Origin of the sequence: Streptomyces sp. NPDC057854, from assembly GCF_042797055.1 — a bacterium.
GTDB lineage: Bacteria > Actinomycetota > Actinomycetes > Streptomycetales > Streptomycetaceae > Streptomyces.
The window spans coordinates 1-18,946 of record NZ_JBHVMF010000030.1; the positions used below are offsets into that span (position 1 = coordinate 1).

Here is an 18,946-nt window from a genome sequence, read left to right on the forward strand (position 1 = left end):
GGCGCTTCCTTCGTTTCCGACTCTATCAGATCTTTCCGATCCGATTTCCTCGGTGCTTTCCGGTCCCGAATTGTTTTTCTCGGGGCCTTCCGGCGTGTCCACTACCTTAGCCGATTTCCCTGGCGGCTCATAATCGAGCCTTTGAGAACGAATTTCGGCATGCCGAAACAGGTCCCGTTGGGATTCGTTGCAGTGATGTGGGTTGGCCGCTCTCGGGGTGCTGGAGAAGCACCACCGTCTCAAGCGGCTCGGACTACATTACGCGTCGGCTCGGGCCGGGTCAACTCGCCGCTTCCGGGGCGTGTGGGGACGGTACGGACTCACCGTGGGGTCCTCGTCGATCCAGAAGCGCCAGGGGTGCGGGGCTCCGTCGCCGCCGACGCCGGTGCGCGGGCCGGTGCGGATGAGGGAGCGGGCCGGCGGGGTGCCGGTGAGGACGGCGAGCGGGGCGTCGGGGCCGGCGCAGACGTCGGTGCCGTTCAGGGAGCCGGGGACGTCCAGGGCGGTGGCCAGGCGGGCCGGGCCCTTCGCCAGTTCGGCGTCCTTGCGGGCCGAGCGGCGGCGGGGGCGAGCCAGCTCTGCGCCGTACCGGATCTCTCCTGCTCGGAGCAGTACTCCGCTCGCCTCTCCCTCGGGGCCGCACACCAGGTTCAGGCAGTGCCACATGCCGTACGTGAAGTAGACGTACGCGTGACCGGGCGGGCCGAACATGACGGCGTTACGGGGGGTGCGGCCGCGGAAGGCGTGGGAGCCGGGGTCGATCGCGCCGGCGTACGCCTCCACCTCGGTGAGACGCAGTTCGATGCGTCCCTCTTCGGTCGTGCGCACGAGGGTGCGGCCGAGGAGGTCGGGGGCGACCTCCAGGACGGGGCGGTCGAAGAAGCTCCGCGGGAGCGGCGTACGGTCGGGGCTCTCGCTCATGGCGTCCGAGGGTAACCGGGAACGCGGCGGAACCCGCTACGGTCGTGGCGCGTATGTAAGGGACAGGACCGACTGAGGAGAGAGTGACATGGGATTCAAGAAGCTGCTGGCCAGCCTCGGTGCCGGCGGGGCGACGGTGGAGACGGTGCTGACCGAGGAGAACGTCGTCCCGGGCGGGGTCGTCCAGGGTGAGGTCCGGATCCAGGGCGGCAGCGTCGACCAGCAGATCGAGGGCCTGTCCGTCGGCCTCCAGGCGCGGGTCGAGGTCGAGGGCGGCGACCAGGAGCACAAGCAGGACATCGAGTTCGTGAAGGTGCGGCTCGGGGGTGCCTTCGAGGTGAAGGCCGGCGCGGTGCACGTGGTGCCGTTCGGGCTGGAGATCCCGTGGGAGACGCCGGTCAACACGATCGCCGGCCAGCGGCTGCACGGCATGGACATCGGTGTGAGCACCGAGCTGGAGATCGCCCGCGCGGTCGACTCGGGCGACCTCGACCCGATCAACGTGCACCCGCTGCCGGCGCAGCAGGCGATCCTCGACGCGTTCATCCAGCTGGGCTTCCGCTTCAAGAGCGCGGACATGGAACGCGGGCACATCCGCGGCACCCGCCAGAAGCTGCCCTTCTACCAGGAGATCGAGTTCTTCGCGCCGCAGCAGTACCGCGGCCTGAACCAGGTCGAGGTCAGCTTCGTCGCGGACGAGCGCGAGATGGACGTCGTCCTGGAGATGGACAAGAAGCCGGGTCTCTTCACCGAGGGCAGCGACTCCTTCCGGGCGTTCAAGGTGGGTCTCAACGACTACCAGGGCACCGACTGGAACGCTTACCTCAACCAGTGGCTCGCCGAGGTCGGCGGCCGTCGCAACTGGATGTAGTACGGACGATCCGGAGGTTTCGACATGACCGAGGGACAGCGGGCACCGCTCCCCCACGCCTTCCATCCGCCGGTGGCCGAGTTCACCGTGACCAGCGACGACGTCTCCCCCGGCGGGGTGCTGAAGGACGCTCAGGTGTACGCGGAGGGGAACGTGTCCCCGCAGCTGCGCTGGGAGGGCTTCCCCGCGGGGACCAAGAGCTTCGCGGTGACCTGCTTCGACCCGGACGCGCCGACCGGCAGCGGGTTCTGGCACTGGGTGCTCTTCGACATCCCCGCGTCGGTGACCGAGCTTCCCGCCGGGGCCGGTTCGGGCTCCTTCGAGGGGCTGCCCGCCGGGGCGGTGCACGCGCGGAACGACTACGGGGCGAAGGAGTTCGGCGGGGCGGCCCCGCCGGCCGGCGACCCGGCCCACCGCTACGTGTTCACCGTGTACGCGGTGGACACGGAGAAGCTGGGGCCGGACGCGGACGCGTCGCCGGCCGCGGTCGGGTTCAACCTGCGCTTCCACACGCTGGGCCGGGCCCAGTTGGTCGGTGAGTACGCGGCTCCCGCGGCAGGCTGATCGTTCGTTTGTTGTTTGCCCGCTTCTGGTCTTGGAGAGATCAGAAGCGGGCATCTTTTGTTGCGCACGAAATTGCGTTGTCCGACCCCGGCCGGCCCGGCCATCGTTTGATCCACGCCCGAGAGTCCTGTGGGGGGCCGGGCCGGCACAACGGGAGGTGGGCACCATGAGGGACACCCTGGTACTGAACGCGAGCTTCGAGCCGCTGTCGACGGTGACGCTCAACCGCGCGGTCGTGCTCGTCCTGCAGGACAAGGCCGTCGTTGAGCACTCCCATCCCGAACTGCGGGTGCGTGCCGCCGCCGTGGACCTTCCGGTGCCCCGGGTGATCAGGCTGTGCCGTTTCGTCCGGGTGCCGTTCCGAAGACAGGCGCCGTGGTCGAGGAGGGGGGTGCTGGTCCGGGACCAGCACCGGTGCGCGTACTGCGGGAAGCGGGCGACGACGGTGGACCACGTGGTGCCGCGGGCGCAGGGCGGCGGGGACAGTTGGCTGAATACGGTCGCTTCGTGCGCGGAGGACAACCACCGCAAGGCGGACCGGACGCCGGAGCAGGCGGGGATGCCGCTGCTCTTCGAGCCGTTCGTGCCGACGCCGGCGGACGCGATGCTGCTGGCGATGCGGGCCGGTGAGCGGTCGGAGCTGCCGGAGTGGCTGGCGCGTACCGCCGCCTGAGCCGTACGGACGGTGTGGGCCCGCCCCTCGGGGGGCGGGCCCTCCGTCATTTCAGGGTGAGCTGGAGGATGGCGACGACGCCGACCGCGATGATCACGCCGCGGAGGACGGCGGGCTTGAGGCGGCGGCCGACCTTGGCGCCGATCTGGCCGCCGAGGGTGGAGCCGACGGCGATGAGGAGGACGGCGGTCCAGTCGAATTCGGCGACGAAGAGGAAGAAGACGGCGGCGACGCCGTTGACGAGGGCGCCGAGGATGTTCTTGACCGCGTTGATCCGCTGGAGGTCGTCGTGGAGGAGCAGGCCCATGAGGGAGAGGTAGAGGACTCCCTGGGCGGCGCCGAAGTAGCCGCCGTACGCGCTGGCGAGGGTGAGGCCGACGAGGAGGGCGGGGCCGCCGTCGGGGTGGGCCTCGGTGCCGGTCCGTTCGCGGCGGCGCTGGACGGCGGCGGCGATGCGGGGCTGGAAGAGGACGAGGAGCAGGGCGAGTCCGATGAGGACGGGGACGATCGCGTCGAACGCCTCGGAGGGGAGGGCGAGGAGCAGGACGGCGCCGACGAGTCCGCCGGCGAGGGCGGCGGAGCCGAGGCGGAGCACGCGGCGGGTCTGGCCCTTGAGTTCGCGGCGGTAGCCGATGGCGCCGCTGATGGAGCCGGGGACGAGGCCGAGGGCGTTGGAGACGTTCGCGGTGATCGGGGGGAGTCCGGTCGCGAGGAGGACGGGGAACGTGATGAGCGTCCCCGATCCGACGATGGTGTTGATGGCCCCGGCGCCGATGCCTGCGGCGAAGACCGCCAGGGCTTCCCAGATGGACACAGCCGTTTCCTCACATGGTCAGTGGCTCGCCTCCCCGCCCCGCGTGCGGCGAGGGTCGAGGGGCTCGCACCGATCATGCACGGAATTACGTGTACGTGTCAGTCAACCGTGGGTTCTTCTCGCCTGGCGGACGGGACGTCCTTGGTGAAGGAGGGGGCGCTCGGGCCCATGTTGCCGAGGGCGCCGGAGAGGCCCTTGAGGGCGTCGCCGATCTCGCTGGGCACGATCCAGAGCTTGTTGGCGTCGCCCTCGGCGATCTTCGGGAGCATCTGGAGGTACTGGTACGAGAGGAGCTTCTGGTCCGGGTCGCCGGCGTGGATGGCCTCGAAGACGGTGCGGACGGCCTGGGCCTCGCCCTCGGCCTTGAGGGCGGCGGCCTTGGCCTCGCCCTCGGCGCGGAGGATCGCGGACTGCTTCTCGCCCTCGGCGCGGAGGATCTCGGACTGGCGGACGCCCTCGGCCTGGAGGATGGCGGCGCGCTTGTCGCGGTCGGCGCGCATCTGCTTCTCCATCGAGTCCTGGATGGAGGTCGGGGGCTCGATGGCCTTGAGCTCGACGCGGTTGACGCGGATGCCCCACTTGCCGGTGGCCTCGTCGAGGACGCCGCGGAGGGCGGCGTTGATGTCCTCGCGGGAGGTGAGGGTCCGCTCCAGGTCCATGCCGCCGATGATGTTGCGCAGCGTGGTGACGGTGAGCTGCTCGATGGCCTGGATGTAGCTGGCGACCTCGTAGGTCGCGGCGCGGGCGTCGGTCACCTGGTAGTAGATGACGGTGTCGATGTTGACGACCAGGTTGTCCTGGGTGATGACCGGCTGGGGCGGGAAGGGGACGACCTGTTCGCGGAGGTCGATGCGGTTGCGGATGGTGTCGATGAACGGGACGACGATGTTGAGGCCGGCGTTGAGGGTGCGGGTGTAGCGGCCGAAGCGCTCCACGATCGCGGCGCTGGCCTGCGGGATGACCTGGATCGTCTTGATCAGGGCGATGAAGACGAGCACCACCAGGATGATCAGGACGATGATGACTGCTGACATCGTGTTCCCCGTGCCCTTCGCTGCCGGTCGTGTGCCGGGTTCGTCTCGGGTTTCTCTTCTGATGATCGAGTTTCCCAGACGCCTGGGCGTCATGGGCGGCCTTCGGTCAGATGACGACGGCGGTGGCTCCCTCGATCTCCACGACGTCGACCTCCTCGCCCGGTTCGAAGACGCGGGTGGCGTCGAGGGAGCGGGCGGACCAGATCTCGCCGGCGAGCTTGATGCGTCCGCCCTCGGCGTCGACCCGTTCCACGACGCTGGCCTGACGGCCTCTCAGGGCATCGATGCCGGTGGCGAGTTCGGGGGTGCCCGCGCGGTGGCGGGCGGCGATGGGGCGGACGACGGCGATGAGGGCGACGGAGACGACGACGAAGACGATCACCTGGGCGACGACGTCGAAGCCGAGGGCGGCGGTGACGGCGCCCGCGACGGCGCCGACGGCGAACATGCCGAACTCCGGCATGGCGGTGAGGACCAGGGGAATGCCGAGCCCCACCGCGCCGATCAGCCACCAGGTCCATGCGTCGATGTCCACACGGTCATGGTAGGGCGGGTGGGGCCGGATGGGACAGGGCGCGGTGCGGTGCCGTGGCTGTGCGGGTCACGGCGGTTCCCGGTTCCTGCGGGGGCGGGTCAGCCGAGGGGCAGGCCCTGGGCGGTCCAGCGGTCGCCGACGCGCTCGACGACGAGCGGGAGGCCGAAGCAGCGGGACAGGTTGCGGGAGTTGAGCTCGGTCTCCATGGGTCCGGCGGCGAGGACCTTGCCCTGACGGATCATCAGGACGTGGGTGAAGCCGGGGGCGATCTCCTCGACGTGGTGGGTGACCATGATCATGGAGGGGGCGTACGGGTCCCGGGCGAGGCGGCCGAGGCGGCGGACCAGGTCCTCGCGGCCGCCGAGGTCGAGGCCGGCGGCGGGCTCGTCGAGGAGCAGCAGCTCGGGGTCGGTCATCATCGCGCGGGCGATCAGGGTGCGCTTGCGCTCGCCCTCGGAGAGGGTGCCGAAGCGGCGGTCCAGGTACTCGGTCATGCCGAGGCGGTCGAGGAACGCCTTGGCGCGGGCCTCGTCGACCGGGTCGTAGTCCTCGTGCCAGGTGGCGGTCATGCCGTACGCGGCGGTGAGGACGGTCTGGAGGACGGTCTGGCGCTTGGGCAGCTTCTCCGCCATGGCGATGCCGGCCATGCCGATGCGGGGGCGCAGTTCGAAGACGTCGACGCCGCCGAGGCGCTCGCCGAGGATGGTGGCGGTGCCGGTGGTCGGGTAGAGGTAGCTGGACGCGACGTTGAGGAGGGTGGTCTTGCCGGCGCCGTTGGGGCCGAGGATGACCCAGCGCTCTCCTTCCTTGACCGACCAGGAGACCCCGTCCACCAGAGCCCGTCCGTCGCGGACCACGGATACGTCCACCAGCTCCAGTACATCGCTCATGAGCGCGTTGTCTCCCCTTGCCGTCGAGTCGTGTCGGCTCGTGTCGTCGCCTTGCGCCGCGGGCGCGGCGTCCACGGGAAAACCTACGTCATCGGCGAGGCGGGCCGGTCCCTAGGGCGTCGTTCGGGTCCCTACTCTGGGGGGATGCTTTCGGAACCACGTTCAGGACGCCTGGCCGCCTGGGGCAATGCCCTGCTGGCCGGGGCGGTGTCGCCGGACGACGCGGCGCTGGCGATTGTCGGGGGGGACTCGGTGCACCGGGTGGCGGGGCTGCCGGGTGAGGCGGGTCCGGTGGGGCTGACGCTGGCGCTGGGGCGGCTGCGGCGGCTCGGGGTGACCGGGTGGCGGGTGGCGCTGCCGGCGCCGGGGCATCCGCTGGGGCTGAGCGGTCCGCCGGACTTCAACGCGCGCGCGTTGGAGGCGGAGGAGGCGGTGGTCGGGTTCGGGGCGCCGTACGGGCTGGTGCCGGAGGTCACGGAGGCGGGTCCCGCGGGCGACGTGCACGTGGAGGTGGTGTGGCACTGCCTGGCGGTGCGGGAGGCGCCGCCGGCGGACGTGCCGTCGCTGGGCGAGGCGGAGCGGGAGCTGGCGGAGGCGCTGCGGGACGCGACGGCGGCGCTGACGCGGCTGGACGTGGCGGCGTCGGGTCCGGCGGCGGAGGCGGCTCGGGACGCGTACCGGGCGCGGGCGGAGGCGGGCCGGGAGCTGCTGGCCCCCGGCTACCCGCCGCGGGCGGTCCGCGTGCTGGAGCTGGCCCAGCGGATCGGTCTGATGGTCGACCTGGCGTACGGCAACGGCCACGGCGGCGCGGTCAGCGCCTCCGAAATGGCGGCGCGGGGGGCGGTGCTGGCGCCGGTGGAGCGGGTGGCGCGCCGGGCGCAGGTCGCGGCGTACAACGCGTGGGTCGAGGAGCGGGAGCGAGGTTACTGAACCCGGTGCCGCGGGTTCTGGCGGACGGCGTCCGCGGGCAGGGGGACGGGGCGGGGTGGGTGAGGCGTTTCCCTGGTGGGGGCATGGGGAGGCCCCCGGAGGGAGGGTTCCGGGGGCCTTCGCCGGGGCGGGTCAGCCGTTGAAGGCGCCGTTGCCGAAGGCGGGGTTGAGCAGGCCGATCACGTTGACCGTGTTGCCGGAGGCGTTCACGGGGACGTGGACCGGGACCTGCACCAGGTTGCCGGAGGCGACACCCGGGGAGTTGAGGGCCTTGCCGTCGGCCTCGGCGCCGTGGGCGGAGGCGACACCGGCACCGGCGGCGACGATGCCACCGGCGACCATGGTGAGGGCAGCGGCCTTCTTGAGGTTCTTCACTTGGTATTTCCTCCTGGTCATCGCTGCGGCAGGTCCGCCGCAGCACGCCATGGAGAACGCCGCCCGCCCCGCCTGGTTGCGCCGAACGGGGGATGTACACCCGACGGTATGACCTTCTGAACGGGCGTGCGCCCCGGCGCGTGAACGGAGCGTTTCAGGTGGTGAGGCCGTGGCGGACCGCCCAGAGCGCCGCCTGGGTGCGGTCGGCGAGGTCCAGCTTCATGAGGATGTTCGACACGTGGGTCTTCACCGTCTTCTCGGAGAGGACCAGCGCGCGGGCGATCTCGCGGTTGGAGCGGCCGTCGGCGATCAGGCCGAGAACCTCGCGCTCGCGCTCCGTGAGGGTGGTGCCGCGGCCCGTACCGCCCTGGGGCTCGTCCTGGGCGAGGAGGGCGCCGGCGACCTCGGGCTGGAGCAGGACGTGCCCGGCGTGGACGGAGCGGATCGCGCCGGCGAGGGCGTCGGGGTCGACGTCCTTGTAGACGTATCCGGAGGCGCCGGCGCGCAGCGCGGGGACGACCGTGCGCTGCTCGGTGAAGCTGGTGACGACGAGCACCTTCGCCGGGTTGGCGAGGGCCCGGAGCCGCTTCAGGGCCTCGATGCCGTCGGTGCCGGGCATCTTCACGTCCATGAGGACGACGTCGGGGCGGAGCTCCTCGGCGCGGGCGACGCCCTCGGCGCCGTCGGCGGCCTCGCCGACCACCTCTATGTCGTCCTGGACCTCCAGGAAGGTGCGCAGGCCGCGGCGGACGACCTGGTGGTCGTCGACCAGGAGCACGCGGATGGGCTTGTCAGCCACCGGGGACCTCCATCTCGATCGTGGTGCCCTCGCCGGGGGCGGAGGTCACGGTGAGGGCGCCGCCGACTCCGGCGGCGCGGTCGCGCATGGACACCAGGCCCAGGTGGCGGCCGGCGCGGCGGACCGCCCGCGGGTCGAAGCCGCGGCCGTCGTCGGCGACGGTGAGCCGGGCGCCCTGGCCGTGCCGGGCGAGGGTGACGGCGACCCGGGCCGCCCCGGAGTGCCGCAGCGCGTTATGCAGGGCTTCCTGCGCGACCCGGAGGACGGCCTCCTCCTGGGCGGCGGGCAGGGCGCGGACGCCGGAGCCGTCGAAGACGACCGTGGCGGTGTGGGCCCGGTCGAGGACCTGGACCTGGGTACGGAGGGTGTGGACGAGGCCGTCCTCGTCGAGGGCCGCCGGGCGGAGCTCGACGACGGCGGCGCGCAGCTCGTCGGCGGCCTCGGCGGCGAGGGCGGCGACCTGCTGGAGCTCGCCCTTGGCGCGGGCCGGGTCGCGGTCGACGAGCGCGGCGGCGGCCTGGGCGGTGAGGCGGAGGGAGAACAGCTTCTGGCTGACGGCGTCGTGCAGCTCGTGCGCGAGCCGGGAGCGCTCCTCGGCGATGGTGAGCTCGCGGCTGCGCTCGTACAGCCGGGCGTTGGTGAGGGCGATGGCGGCGTGCTGCGCCAGGATGCCGAGCAGTTCCTCGTCCTCGGCGGTGAAGCCGCAGCCGCCCTCCGGCTTGGGGCACCGCTTGTTGGCGAGGAAGAGGGCGCCCAGGGTCTCGTCGCCGTCCCGGACGGGCAGGCCGAGGAAGTCGGACAGCTCGGGGTGGGCGTCGGGCCAGCCGCCGAACCGGGGGTCCTCGCGGACGTCCGCGAGCCGCTCCGGCTCGGCCTTGTGGAGCATCGCGGCGAGCACGCCGTGCTGCCGGGGCAGGGGGCCGATGGCCCGCCACTGCGCGTCGCTGACGCCGTCGACGACGAACTGGGCGAAGCCGCCGTGGTCGTCGGGCACGCCCAGCGCCGCGTACTCGGCGTCGAGCAGCTCGCGGGCCGAGACCACGATCGTCTTCAGGACGTCGCGGACCTCCATCTGCCGGCTCATCGCCAGGAGCGCGCTGCTCACGGCGGCGAGACCGGAGCCGGGTCGGTGACTCATGGCCTCACCGTACCGGCGGGGTGCGACACCCCGTATGGGGCTGTGGACGGCGAGGGACCGGGTCGTGAGACCTAGGTCGTCGTACCGGGGGGGCGTCGCCAGGACCCGTAGTCCCCAGGGGTACGTAGGAGGGGCACGCGCGCGCGTGCGCGTGGGAGGTGCCCCGGCAGGGGGGGCGGGAGGGCCGCCCTTCTCCGAGAGGAGTAGGGCGGTGCCGGGCGGTCTCCTCCTGGAGGAGGAGACGGCTCACTGTCCGCATTGCTGGCGCAACGTCCGGTGAGGTTGTGTCGCGTCCCGTGTGAGCCCGCGCATAGGACCCAGGTCACTTACGAAGCGCGTTAGTGGAGCGTTTCGGGGTGGTTCGGGGCGGGGTGAAGCGGGCCAGCGGGGTGGTTTCGGGCGTATACACCGGTCCCTGATCCACTACCCGGGATCGTACGTCACACCTTTGCCTCGGGTTTTTGCTGCCGCTAAGAATTGCCCCCGTCGCCGCCGAGCAGGCGCAGCGCCGCCCCGGCCCAGCGACCCCCAGCGATTCGAAGAGGTAGTCCTGCATGTCTCAGAACACCCCTGGCCACAGTCGTGGTCTGAAGAAGACCCACAAGGCCACGATCGCCGGTGTGGCCGCCCTGGGCGCCGCCGCCATCACGCTCTCCCTGGTGCCCGGCAACGGCTCGACGGAGACCGAGCCGCAGGCGCTGCACACCAGCCAGCGCGTGGCGTGGTCCTATGACGCCGCGAGCCCGCAGGCGAAGGCGCTGGCGTCGAGCCTGACCGACCAGCACACCTCCATCGGCCTCAAGGCCAAGCAGAAGGCCGCGGCGAAGGCCAAGGCCGAGGCCGCCGCCAAGGCGAAGGCCGCGAAGGCGAAGGCCGCGGCGAAGGCCAAGGCCGAGGCCGCCGCGAAGAAGCGGGCCGCCGAGGCGAAGGCCGCCGCGAAGGCCAAGGCCACCGCCGCCGCGAAGAAGCGCGCCGCGAAGAAGACGGCCGCGAGCCGCTCGGTCACCCGGACCCCGGTCTTCGCGAACAACCTCGACGGCTGGATCCGCGAGGCGCTGCACATCATGGACAAGCACAACATCCCGGGCACGTACCACGGCCTGCACAAGAACATCATGCGCGAGTCCAGCGGCAACCCGTACGCGATCAACAACTGGGACATCAACGCCCGCAACGGCGTTCCGTCCAAGGGCCTGCTCCAGGTGATCTACCCGACCTTCAAGGCGTACCACGTGAAGGGCACGAAGTTCGACCAGTACGACCCGGTCGCCAACATCGTCGCCGCCGCCAACTACGCGGCCGACCGCTACGGCTCGATCGACAACGTCAACAGCGCGTACTGAGTCGTCCCGAGCATGCCGGGAGGGCGGCACCCCGTGCGGGGTGCCGCCCTCCCGGCGTCGGTGCTCCGGGGGCCGCTACTTGCGCATGACCTCGGGCTCGTGGCGGCGCAGCAGGCGCGCGACGACGACGCCGAGGACGGTGGTCATGACGAGCAGGACGCCGATGTTGAAGCCCCACTGGCCGGCGCTGTGCTCCCACAGCGGGTCCAGGTCGGTGGGGTTCTTCGGGTCCCACGGCGCCATGAGGTGCGCGAGGTCGAGGGTGGAGCCGGCGCCGGCGATGGCCCAGCGGGACGGCATGAGCCAGGCGAACTGCTCCAGGCCCGGCGAGCCGAAGACCTTGAAGAGGATGCCGGTGAAGACGACCTGGACGATCGCGAACATCACCAGCAGCGGCATGGTCTTCTCGGCGGTCTTCACCAGCGAGGAGATGACCAGGCCGACCATCATCGAGGTGAGGCCGAGCGCGATGACGGTGAGGCAGAGCTCGACCGCCGGCGGCATAAGCAGGCCCTCGGCGGGCAGGTCGCGGATGGCGAAGCCGATGGCGCAGAGGATGACGCCCTGGAAGGCCGTGATGACGCCGAGGACGATGACCTTGGACATCAGGTAGGCCGAGCGGGAGAGGCCGGTGGCGCGCTCCCGTTCGTAGATGACCCGTTCCTTGATCAGTTCTCGGACGGAGTTGGCCGCGCCGGAGAAGCACATGCCGACCGTGAGGATCAGCATGATGATGCCAGCGTCGCCGTTGAAGCGGGCCGGGGGCGTCGGCGGGGCGAGGCCGAAGTCGGAGGGGATGACGACGGAGACCGAGCCGATGACCGCCGGGAGGATCACCATGAGGGCGAGGAAGCCCTTGTCGGAGGCGATCACCGAGGTGTAGCGGCGGATCAGCGTCCACAGCTGGGAGCCCCAGCCCTGCGGCTTGGGCGGGCGGGACATCGCCTGCTGCGGCATGTGGACGGGCTGGGCGGCGACGGCGTCGATGTCGGCGGCGTACAGCTGGTAGTGCTGCGAGCCCTTCCAGCGGCCGGCCCAGTCGTAGTCGCGGTAGTTCTCGAAGGCGGAGAAGACGTCGGCCCAGGAGGAGTAGCCGAAGAAGTTCAGCGCCTCGTCCGGCGGGCCGAAGTACGCCACGGAGCCGCCGGGCGCCATCACGAGCAGCTTGTCGCAGAGGGCGAGCTCGGCGACGGAGTGGGTGACGACGAGGACGGTGCGGCCGTCGTCGGCGAGACCGCGGAGCAGCTGCATGACGTCGCGGTCCATGCCCGGGTCGAGGCCGGAGGTCGGCTCGTCGAGGAAGATCAGCGACGGCTTGGTCAGCAGCTCCAGGGCGACCGAGACGCGCTTGCGCTGGCCGCCGGAGAGGGAGGTGACCTTCTTCTCCTTGTGGATGTCGAGCTTGAGCTCGCGCAGCACCTCGTCGATGCGGTCGGCGCGCTCGCGCTCACTGGTGTCCGCGGGGAAGCGGAGCTTGGCCGCGTACTTGAGCGCCTTCTGGACGGTCAGCTCCTTGTGCAGGATGTCGTCCTGCGGGACCAGACCGACGCGCTGGCGCAGCTCGGCGAACTGCTTGTACAGGCTGCGGTTGTCGTAGAGGACGTCGCCCTCGTTGGCGGGCCGGTAGCCGGTGAGCGCCTTGAGGAGGGTCGACTTGCCGGAGCCGGAGGGGCCGATGACGCCGATGAGCGACTTCTCGGGGACGCCGAAGGAGACGTCCTTGAGGATCTGCTTGCCGCCGTCGACGGTGACCGTGAGGTGGCGGGCCGAGAAGGAGACCGAGCCGGTGTCGACGAACTCCTCGAGCTGGCCGCCGACGATCCGGAAGGTGGAGTGGCCGACGCCGACGATGTCCTGCGGGCCGAGGAGGGCGGTGCCGCCCTTGGGGATCGGCTGGCCGTTGACGTAGGTGCCGTTGTGCGAGCCGAGGTCGCGGATCTCCATGCGGCCGTCGGGCGTGGCGTGGAACTCGGCGTGGTGGCGCGAGACCTGGAGGTCGGAGACGACCAGTTCGTTCTCGAGCGCACGGCCGATGCGCATCACGTGGCCGAGGGCCAGCTGGTGGAAGGTGGTCGGGCTGCGGTCGGAGTAGGCCGACGACGCCCCCGCGGCGGCGTTGGTCTTCTGGACCGGCTGCTCGACCGGGTACTGCGCCGGGTACGAGCCCTGGTGCGGCACCTGCGGCTGGTGGTGGCCGGGCTGCTGCCAGGCGTCCTGCTGCGGGGCGCCGCCGTGCGGGACGTGGCCGCCCTGCGGGGGCTGCTGCTGTCCCGCGTGGCCGACGTGCGCGGCGTGCGGGGCGGCCTGGGCGGCCTGTGCCTGGGCCTGTGCGGCCTGGGCCGTCTGGCCGGCGGCGAGGTCGAGGCGCGGGCCGTCCGTCGGGTTGCCGAGGTGGACGACGGTGCCGGGGCCGACCTCCAGCTGCTGGAGCCGCTGCCCGGCGACGAAGGTGCCGTTGGTGGAGCCGTGGTCCTCGATGACCCAGCTCCGGCCGTTCCAGCTGATCGTGGCGTGCCGCCACGAGACCCTGGCGTCGTCGATGACCAGGTCCCCCTGGGGATCCCGGCCCAGGGTGTACGACCGGGACGGCTCCAGCGTCCAGGTCCTGCCGTTGAGTTCGAGTACGAGTTCTGGCACTCCATGCCCCACTGTGTGTCCCCCGATGCACCCCCGTCGCGGGGGCCCTAGGGATGGCGAATCATCCTGGGGAACTATTTCAGGCCGGGTCCCGGATCCGAAAGTCGGGCGCCGTGAAGACCCGGCGGAGGGACACGGGGCGCCCTGCGGGCGGGCGGGGCGGGGTGGCGGGCCGGCGGGGTCGGGGGTCTCCGGGGGGGGCGGTGCGGGCGGGGTGTCGGCGGCGTGGGAGCGGGGCGTCGGGGTGCGGGGCGACGGTACGGTCCGGAGGGGTGTCCGGTACGCGGGACGGGGGGTCGGGGGGGCGTGGGGGCCCGATACGGTGGAGGCACCATGAGCGCATCGCAGACACCGGACGTTCCCGCCGTTCCCGCCGCGGACGTTCCCACGCTTCTCGTCAAGATCTTCGGCAAGGACCGGCCCGGGATCACCGCCGGTCTCTTCGACACCCTGGCCGCCTTCTCCGTGGACGTCGTCGACATCGAGCAGGTCGTCTCGCGCGGCCGGCTCGTGCTGTGCGCGCTGGTCACCGAGCCGACCGTCGCCTCGCAGGGCGAGCTGCGCGCCACGGTGCACAGCTGGGCCGAGTCCCTGAAGCTCCAGGCCGAGATCATCTCCGGCATCGGTGACAACCGGCCGCGCGGTGAGGGCCGCTCGCACGTGACGGTGCTGGGGCACCCGCTGACGGCCGAGCAGACGGCGGCCATAACGGCCAGGATCGCCGGTTCGGGCGGCAACATCGACCGTATCTTCCGGCTGGCCAAGTACCCGGTGACGGCGGTCGAGTTCGCCGTCTCGGGCTGCGCGACGGAGGTGCTGCGGACGGCGCTGGCCACCGAGGCGCACACGATCGGCGTGGACGTGGCCGTGGTGTCCGCCGGGCTGCACCGGCGGGCCCAGCGGCTCGTCGTGATGGACGTGGACTCGACGCTGATCCAGGACGAGGTCATCGAGCTGTTCGCGGCGCACGCCGGGTGCGAGGAGAAGGTCGCCGAGGTGACGGCGGCGGCGATGCGCGGCGAGCTGGACTTCGAGCAGTCGCTGCACGCGCGCGTGGCGCTGCTGGAGGGCCTGGACGCGTCCGTGGTGGACAAGGTGCGGTCCGAGGTGCGGCTGACGCCGGGCGCGCGGACCCTGATCCGCACCCTGAAGCGGCTCGGCTACCAGGTGGGCGTCGTCTCGGGCGGCTTCACCCAGGTCACCGACGACCTGAAGGAGCGGCTGGGCCTCGACTTCGCCCAGGCCAACACCCTGGAGATCGTCGACGGGAAGCTGACCGGCCGGGTGACGGGCGAGATCGTGGACCGGGCGGGCAAGGCGCGGCTGCTGCGCCGGTTCGCGGCGGAGGCCGGGGTGCCGCTGGCGCAGACCGTGGCGATCGGCGACGGCGCGAACGACCTGGACATGCTGAACGCGGCGGGGCTCGGCGTGGCGTTCAACGCGAAGCCCGTGGTCCGCGAGGCGGCGCACACCGCGGTGAACGTGCCGTTCCTCGACACGGTGCTGTACCTGCTCGGGATCACCCGCGAGGAGGTCGAGGCGGCGGACGTCGGCGAGGAGCCGCGCGAGCACTGAGCGCGTCCCGTACGGGCTTCGCGTACGGGCGTCGCGTACGGGCGTCCTGTACGGGCGCCGCGTACGGAAAGGGGCCCGGCCGTCCTCGTGGCGGCCGGGCCCCTTCGCGTACGCGCTCCGGGGCCGCGTACCGCTCCCCCGGTGCGGGCGGGTCAGTCGTGGGGCGTCCAGAAGGTGGTGAGGCGGGCCACGCCGTGTTCCACGGACTTCCAGGTGCCGGTGAAGGTGAGGACGGCGCAGGCGGCGGTCGGGTAGCCGCTGCGGTTCATGCGGGCGAGGGTGTCGCCCTCCGCCTCGCCGGCGAGCGCGTCGGCCAGGGCGTGCATGCCGGGGTTGTGGCCGATGAGGAGGACGTCGGACACGTCGTCCGGGAGTTCGTTGAGGAGCGCGATGAGCTCGCCGAGGGACGCCTCGTAGATCCGCTCCTCGTAGACCGTCCTGGGGCGCTCGGGCAGCTCGTGGACGGCGAGCTTCCACGTCTCGCGGGTGCGGGCGGCGGTCGAGCAGAGGGCCAGGTCGAAGTGGATGCCGGTCTGGGCGAGTCTGCGGCCCGCCGCGGGGGCGTCCTTGCGGCCCCGCTCGGCGAGCGGGCGCTCGTGGTCGGTCTCCTGGCCCCAGTCTGCCTTCGCGTGCCGGAGCAGCACGATCGTGCGGGTTGATTCGACGCTCATGGTCCACAGCTTGGCACGGATCCGCCCGTCCTGACTCAGAGAGCGAGGGTTTGCCCGATGAGCTGGAGGAATCTGCCGATCCCGTCGCCTCCGGTGGCCGCGGCGGCCTCGCCGGGGCCGGTGACGAGCACGAGGAGGACGGTGAAGGCGGCCACCGGGAGGGCGAGGGCCCACCAGGGCAGCCGGGTGTCGACGCCGGCGGTGGTGGTGGTCCGGTCTCCGGTGCGGGTGAGGGCCGCCATGGCCGCCTCCGTGGTGGATACCCCGGGACGCGGTCCTCGGGGGAGGTGGGTGCCGCGGAACCGCGGTGTGTCTCCACCGTAGGGAGCGCGGGGGCCGCGGCCCATCCGGTGATCCACCCAGTCGTCCCTGAGTCTTTCCCCTAGGGGACGGCGGGGGTTTTCCCTACCCCCCCCGGCTGGATTTCCCTGTCCCTCGGCCGGATTCCCCCGCCCCTCGGCCGAACGGCCTGGTCGGCGGCCCGGGGCGGGCGCTTCCGTCAGCCCTCCGCCCCGCGGCCCGGTCGGCCGCGGCCCGGTCGGCCGCGGCCCGGTCGGCCGGGGGCCGGGCCGGGGGTCAGGGGGACGCGAAGGAGGCGATGACGGCGATGACGACCGTGATGCCGAGCATCGCGCCGAGCACGACGAGCAGCTTCTTCTGGCCGCCCTGGGGATTGGGTTCGAGAACGGGCATGGACCCAGTCTCGCATCTCAGGATTCGTCCTCGACCGTCCGGTCCCGTCCGGCGAGCGAGCCCACGATCATCTGCGGCACCATCAGCCCGCCCATGAGGGCGATCGGCACGCCCCAGCCGCCGCTGTGCTGGTAGAGCACGCCGACGAGGAGGGGGCCGGGGATGGAGATGAGGTAGCCGACGCTCTGGGCGAAGGCGGAGAGCCGGACGACGCCGGCGCCGGTGCGCGAGCGCAGGCCGATCATGGTGAGGGCGAGGGGGAAGGAGCAGTTGGAGATGCCGAGGAGCACCGCCCAGACCCAGGCGCCGGCGGCGGGGGCGAGGAAGAGGCCGGTGTAGCCGACGAGGCCGCAGGTGCCGAGGGCGACGACGATCGGGCCCTGGTGGCGCATGCGGGTGGCCAGGCGCGGGATGACGAAGGCGAGCGGGACGCCCATGACCATGGTGACCGCGAGCAGCACGCCCGCGGTGGAGGCGGGGACGCCCGCGTCGCGGAAGATCTGCGGCATCCAGCCCATGGTGATGTACGCGCCGGTGGCCTGGAGGCCGAAGAAGCAGGCGAGGGCCCAGGCGGTGCGGCTGCGGTACATGGGGCGGGGCGCGGCCGGGGTCTGCGCGGCGCCGGGGGACGCCGGGGCGCCCTGTTCGGTACGGGCCGTGCCGGCGCGGTCCTTGACGAGCGGGAGCCAGGGCAGGACGGCGAGGGCGGCGAGGACCGCCCAGACGCCGAGGCCGAGGCGCCAGTCGCCGTCGAGGGCGTCGGTGACGGGGACGGTCAGCGCGGCGGCGAGGGAGGTGCCGAGCGCCAGGGCCATCGAGTACAGGCCGGTCATGCTGCCGATGCGGTCGGGGAAGTACCGCTTGACGATCACCGGCATGAGGACGTTGCTGACAGCGATGCCCATGAGGGCGAGGGCGCTGGCGGCGAGGAAGGCGGCGGTGCCGGTCGCGAAGGGGCGCAGCAGCAGGCCGGCGAGGATGGCGGCCATGCCGGCGCAGACGACGGCGGCGGGGCCGAAGCGGCGTGCCAGGCGCGGGGCGGCGATGCCGAAGATCGCGAAGCAGAGCGGCGGTACGGAGGTGAGGACGCCGGCGACGGTGCCGCTCATGTGGAGGCCGGCGCTGACCTCTTCGAGGAGGGCGCCGAGGCTGGTGATCGCGGGGCGCAGGTTGAGCGCGGCGAGGACGAGTCCGACGGAAACGAGGCCGAGGGTCCAGCGGGGGGTGCGGGTGCCCTCCGGGGCGGCGGGGGCGGGGTGCTCCGGGGTGGGGGCCGGCCGGGTGGCGGCGGGGTCGAGGGTCTTCGGCTCGTCTGACATGGAACCATCATAGAATCATGGGATGATTGGTTGTCCAATCTCGAACATTTCCTTCGACCCTTGCGGAAGGTGAGTCCCCCATGGCCCTCGGCCACCCCCGGCGCACCGGTCTGACCGACCAGGTCATCGCCGAGCTGCGGAACCAGATCACCTCCGGCGAGTGGCCCGTCGGCTCGCGGATCCCGACCGAGCCCGAGCTGGTCGAGCAGCTGGGCGTGGCCCGCAACACGGTCCGCGAGGCGGTGCGCGCGCTGGCCCACAACGGGCTGCTCGACATCCGGCAGGGCTCGGGGACCTATGTGGCCGCGACGAGCGAGCTGGCCGGGGTGATGCACCGGCGGTTCGCGGGCTCCGACCCGCGGCACGTGGCCGAGCTGCGCTCCACGCTGGAGTCGGCCGCGGCGCGGTTCGCGGCGCTGCGCCGCTCGGAGCGGGACCTGAAGCAGCTGGACGCGCTGCTGCTGCGGCGCGAGGAGGCGTGGGAGTCGGGGGACGCGGAGCGGTTCGTGACGGTGGACGCCGCCTTCCACCAGGCGGTGGTGTCGGCGTCCGGCAACGAGGTGCTGACCGAGCTCTACGCGGACCTGGGCGATCTCCTGCGGGAGTGGCTGCGCGACGACGTCGGGCAGGTGCTGCGGCCGGAGAACCACATGGACCACGCGCGCCTGGTGGACGCGATCCGGGACGGGGACGCGGAGCGGGCGGCGGAGGAGGCGGCCGGCTACCCGTTCATGTGCCTGGGCGGCCGGAAGGAGCAGGATCCGCCGGCTCGTGCGTGACCCACGCGGCGCGGACGTCCTTCCAGCAGCGGGCCGTGACGGTCGCGTGGTCGGCGGGGGCGACGTCCACGGGCGCGCTGTCGGCGTCGAGGTCCCACCAGGGGTCGCATTCGACGTGGAGCCGTATCCGGTCGGTCCGCGGATACGGGTTGCGGCAGTGGGCGGTGACCCGGCTGCCCTCGACGACCGTGTGGCAGGAGGCGCCGAAGCCCTCGGGCCCCTCGGCGGCCGGGACGGTCACGGCGATCTCCTCGGCGGGCGCGGGGGCCGCGTGGACCTCCGCGGCGACGGCGGTGCCGAGAAGCAGGGCGGCGACCGAGGCATGGGCGGCGAAGCCGCGGTGAAGCGCGCGCATGCCCGTACCTCCTCCCCGTGAGTAGCCGGA

At 72.1% G+C, this 18,946-nt stretch carries 21 protein-coding genes; 7 read left to right on the forward strand and 14 right to left on the reverse strand.

Annotation, left to right across the window (positions count from 1 at the left end; translation table 11 throughout):
* Window positions 1-258: 258 nt before the first annotated feature.
* Complete coding sequence (locus tag ACFVQZ_RS31965) at window positions 259-921, reverse strand: DNA-3-methyladenine glycosylase (protein WP_383628267.1); 663 nt, start codon at window positions 919-921, stop codon at window positions 259-261.
* Between the two features lie 88 nt (window positions 922-1,009).
* Between ACFVQZ_RS31965 and ACFVQZ_RS31970 the strand changes: the two genes are divergently transcribed.
* The 3 genes from ACFVQZ_RS31970 to ACFVQZ_RS31980 all read left to right on the forward strand — a co-directional run bounded on the left by ACFVQZ_RS31970 (window position 1,010) and on the right by ACFVQZ_RS31980 (window position 3,029).
* On the forward strand, window positions 1,010-1,792 hold the full coding sequence (locus ACFVQZ_RS31970) for a sporulation protein (RefSeq protein ID WP_030498609.1): 783 nt from the start codon (window positions 1,010-1,012) through the stop codon (window positions 1,790-1,792).
* 24 nt (window positions 1,793-1,816) lie between these two features.
* The gene (locus ACFVQZ_RS31975; RefSeq protein WP_030498608.1) at window positions 1,817-2,356 is read left to right on the forward strand and encodes a YbhB/YbcL family Raf kinase inhibitor-like protein; all 540 of its coding nucleotides are present in this window, start codon (window positions 1,817-1,819) and stop codon (window positions 2,354-2,356) included.
* A 166-nt stretch (window positions 2,357-2,522) separates the two neighbouring features.
* The gene (locus ACFVQZ_RS31980; protein WP_030498607.1) at window positions 2,523-3,029 is read left to right on the forward strand and encodes an HNH endonuclease; all 507 of its coding nucleotides are present in this window, start codon (window positions 2,523-2,525) and stop codon (window positions 3,027-3,029) included.
* Window positions 3,030-3,075: 46 nt separating this feature from the next.
* Here ACFVQZ_RS31980 and ACFVQZ_RS31985 read toward each other — a convergent pair whose 3' ends face one another.
* The 4 genes from ACFVQZ_RS31985 to ACFVQZ_RS32000 form a co-directional block, all read right to left on the reverse strand.
* On the reverse strand, window positions 3,076-3,843 hold the full coding sequence (locus ACFVQZ_RS31985; RefSeq protein ID WP_030498606.1) for a sulfite exporter TauE/SafE family protein: 768 nt from the start codon (window positions 3,841-3,843) through the stop codon (window positions 3,076-3,078).
* Window positions 3,844-3,941: 98 nt separating this feature from the next.
* A complete protein-coding gene (locus ACFVQZ_RS31990) occupies window positions 3,942-4,877 on the reverse strand; it encodes an SPFH domain-containing protein (RefSeq protein WP_030498605.1) in 936 nt (311 codons plus the stop codon).
* Between the two features lie 106 nt (window positions 4,878-4,983).
* The gene (locus ACFVQZ_RS31995) at window positions 4,984-5,412 is read right to left on the reverse strand and encodes an NfeD family protein (RefSeq protein ID WP_383628271.1); all 429 of its coding nucleotides are present in this window, start codon (window positions 5,410-5,412) and stop codon (window positions 4,984-4,986) included.
* Between the two features lie 98 nt (window positions 5,413-5,510).
* Window positions 5,511-6,302, reverse strand: coding sequence for an ABC transporter ATP-binding protein (locus ACFVQZ_RS32000; RefSeq protein WP_030498603.1), 792 nt, complete (start codon window positions 6,300-6,302; stop codon window positions 5,511-5,513).
* 144 nt (window positions 6,303-6,446) lie between these two features.
* Here ACFVQZ_RS32000 and ACFVQZ_RS32005 point away from each other — a divergent pair, with 144 nt between their 5' ends.
* Window positions 6,447-7,232, forward strand: coding sequence for a hypothetical protein (locus tag ACFVQZ_RS32005; RefSeq protein ID WP_383628273.1), 786 nt, complete (start codon window positions 6,447-6,449; stop codon window positions 7,230-7,232).
* A 132-nt stretch (window positions 7,233-7,364) separates the two neighbouring features.
* Here the strand turns inward: ACFVQZ_RS32005 and ACFVQZ_RS32010 are convergent, their stop codons facing one another.
* From ACFVQZ_RS32010 to ACFVQZ_RS32020, 3 genes are all read right to left on the reverse strand, one after another.
* On the reverse strand, window positions 7,365-7,607 hold the full coding sequence (locus tag ACFVQZ_RS32010) for a chaplin (RefSeq protein ID WP_030498601.1): 243 nt from the start codon (window positions 7,605-7,607) through the stop codon (window positions 7,365-7,367).
* Window positions 7,608-7,761: 154 nt separating this feature from the next.
* A complete protein-coding gene (locus tag ACFVQZ_RS32015) occupies window positions 7,762-8,406 on the reverse strand; it encodes a response regulator transcription factor (RefSeq protein WP_030498600.1) in 645 nt (214 codons plus the stop codon).
* Window positions 8,399-9,544, reverse strand: coding sequence for a GAF domain-containing sensor histidine kinase (locus ACFVQZ_RS32020; protein ID WP_030498599.1), 1,146 nt, complete (start codon window positions 9,542-9,544; stop codon window positions 8,399-8,401). The genes ACFVQZ_RS32015 and ACFVQZ_RS32020 overlap by 8 nt, the downstream gene beginning before the upstream one ends.
* A gap of 554 nt (window positions 9,545-10,098) precedes the next feature.
* Between ACFVQZ_RS32020 and ACFVQZ_RS32025 the strand changes: the two genes are divergently transcribed.
* The gene (locus ACFVQZ_RS32025; RefSeq protein ID WP_383628276.1) at window positions 10,099-10,887 is read left to right on the forward strand and encodes a transglycosylase SLT domain-containing protein; all 789 of its coding nucleotides are present in this window, start codon (window positions 10,099-10,101) and stop codon (window positions 10,885-10,887) included.
* Between the two features lie 75 nt (window positions 10,888-10,962).
* On the opposite strand, the gene ACFVQZ_RS32030 is transcribed toward ACFVQZ_RS32025, so the two are convergent.
* Complete coding sequence (locus ACFVQZ_RS32030) at window positions 10,963-13,536, reverse strand: FHA domain-containing protein (RefSeq protein WP_030498597.1); 2,574 nt, start codon at window positions 13,534-13,536, stop codon at window positions 10,963-10,965.
* A 321-nt stretch (window positions 13,537-13,857) separates the two neighbouring features.
* Between ACFVQZ_RS32030 and serB the strand changes: the two genes are divergently transcribed.
* Window positions 13,858-15,099, forward strand: coding sequence for a phosphoserine phosphatase SerB (gene serB, locus ACFVQZ_RS32035; protein ID WP_030492748.1), 1,242 nt, complete (start codon window positions 13,858-13,860; stop codon window positions 15,097-15,099).
* Between the two features lie 152 nt (window positions 15,100-15,251).
* Here serB and ACFVQZ_RS32040 read toward each other — a convergent pair whose 3' ends face one another.
* From ACFVQZ_RS32040 to ACFVQZ_RS32055, 4 genes are all read right to left on the reverse strand, one after another.
* Window positions 15,252-15,770 carry a SixA phosphatase family protein gene (locus tag ACFVQZ_RS32040; RefSeq protein ID WP_383628279.1) on the reverse strand — a complete coding sequence of 173 codons (519 nt, stop codon included), beginning with the start codon at window positions 15,768-15,770 and terminating at the stop codon, window positions 15,252-15,254.
* Between the two features lie 35 nt (window positions 15,771-15,805).
* Window positions 15,806-16,012 (reverse strand): hypothetical protein, encoded by a 207-nt coding sequence (locus ACFVQZ_RS32045; RefSeq protein WP_030492750.1) that lies wholly within the window; start codon window positions 16,010-16,012, stop codon window positions 15,806-15,808.
* Between the two features lie 334 nt (window positions 16,013-16,346).
* On the reverse strand, window positions 16,347-16,463 hold the full coding sequence (locus tag ACFVQZ_RS32050) for an SGM_5486 family transporter-associated protein (RefSeq protein ID WP_268983046.1): 117 nt from the start codon (window positions 16,461-16,463) through the stop codon (window positions 16,347-16,349).
* 17 nt (window positions 16,464-16,480) lie between these two features.
* Window positions 16,481-17,782 (reverse strand): CynX/NimT family MFS transporter, encoded by a 1,302-nt coding sequence (locus ACFVQZ_RS32055; protein ID WP_383628281.1) that lies wholly within the window; start codon window positions 17,780-17,782, stop codon window positions 16,481-16,483.
* An 80-nt stretch (window positions 17,783-17,862) separates the two neighbouring features.
* On the opposite strand from ACFVQZ_RS32055, the gene ACFVQZ_RS32060 reads away from it, so the two are divergent.
* Window positions 17,863-18,561: a FadR/GntR family transcriptional regulator gene (locus ACFVQZ_RS32060; RefSeq protein ID WP_030492752.1), complete on the forward strand. Its 699-nt coding sequence runs from the start codon at window positions 17,863-17,865 to the stop codon at window positions 18,559-18,561.
* Here the strand turns inward: ACFVQZ_RS32060 and ACFVQZ_RS32065 are convergent.
* Entirely contained in the window at window positions 18,512-18,916 is a 405-nt protein-coding gene (locus tag ACFVQZ_RS32065; RefSeq protein WP_383628283.1) for a hypothetical protein, read from the reverse strand. The genes ACFVQZ_RS32060 and ACFVQZ_RS32065 overlap by 50 nt on opposite strands.
* Window positions 18,917-18,946: the final 30 nt, after the last annotated feature.

What these genes read in the sequence shown, in the direction of transcription:
- ACFVQZ_RS31965 (WP_383628267.1), bottom strand. Translation starts at nt 921, where the DNA reads ATGAGCGAGAGCCCCGACCGTACGCCGCTCCCGCGGAGCTTCTTCGAC.
- ACFVQZ_RS31970 (WP_030498609.1), top strand. Translation starts at nt 1,010, where the DNA reads ATGGGATTCAAGAAGCTGCTGGCCAGCCTCGGTGCCGGCGGGGCGACG.
- ACFVQZ_RS31975 (WP_030498608.1), top strand. Translation starts at nt 1,817, where the DNA reads ATGACCGAGGGACAGCGGGCACCGCTCCCCCACGCCTTCCATCCGCCG.
- ACFVQZ_RS31980 (WP_030498607.1), top strand. Translation starts at nt 2,523, where the DNA reads ATGAGGGACACCCTGGTACTGAACGCGAGCTTCGAGCCGCTGTCGACG.
- ACFVQZ_RS31990 (WP_030498605.1), bottom strand. Translation starts at nt 4,877, where the DNA reads ATGTCAGCAGTCATCATCGTCCTGATCATCCTGGTGGTGCTCGTCTTC.
- ACFVQZ_RS32000 (WP_030498603.1), bottom strand. Translation starts at nt 6,302, where the DNA reads ATGAGCGATGTACTGGAGCTGGTGGACGTATCCGTGGTCCGCGACGGA.
- ACFVQZ_RS32005 (WP_383628273.1), top strand. Translation starts at nt 6,447, where the DNA reads ATGCTTTCGGAACCACGTTCAGGACGCCTGGCCGCCTGGGGCAATGCC.
- ACFVQZ_RS32020 (WP_030498599.1), bottom strand. Translation starts at nt 9,544, where the DNA reads ATGAGTCACCGACCCGGCTCCGGTCTCGCCGCCGTGAGCAGCGCGCTC.
- ACFVQZ_RS32025 (WP_383628276.1), top strand. Translation starts at nt 10,099, where the DNA reads ATGTCTCAGAACACCCCTGGCCACAGTCGTGGTCTGAAGAAGACCCAC.
- serB (WP_030492748.1), top strand. Translation starts at nt 13,858, where the DNA reads ATGAGCGCATCGCAGACACCGGACGTTCCCGCCGTTCCCGCCGCGGAC.
- ACFVQZ_RS32040 (WP_383628279.1), bottom strand. Translation starts at nt 15,770, where the DNA reads ATGAGCGTCGAATCAACCCGCACGATCGTGCTGCTCCGGCACGCGAAG.
- ACFVQZ_RS32045 (WP_030492750.1), bottom strand. Translation starts at nt 16,012, where the DNA reads ATGGCGGCCCTCACCCGCACCGGAGACCGGACCACCACCACCGCCGGC.
- ACFVQZ_RS32050 (WP_268983046.1), bottom strand. Translation starts at nt 16,463, where the DNA reads ATGCCCGTTCTCGAACCCAATCCCCAGGGCGGCCAGAAGAAGCTGCTC.
- ACFVQZ_RS32055 (WP_383628281.1), bottom strand. Translation starts at nt 17,782, where the DNA reads ATGTCAGACGAGCCGAAGACCCTCGACCCCGCCGCCACCCGGCCGGCC.
- ACFVQZ_RS32060 (WP_030492752.1), top strand. Translation starts at nt 17,863, where the DNA reads ATGGCCCTCGGCCACCCCCGGCGCACCGGTCTGACCGACCAGGTCATC.
- ACFVQZ_RS32065 (WP_383628283.1), bottom strand. Translation starts at nt 18,916, where the DNA reads ATGCGCGCGCTTCACCGCGGCTTCGCCGCCCATGCCTCGGTCGCCGCC.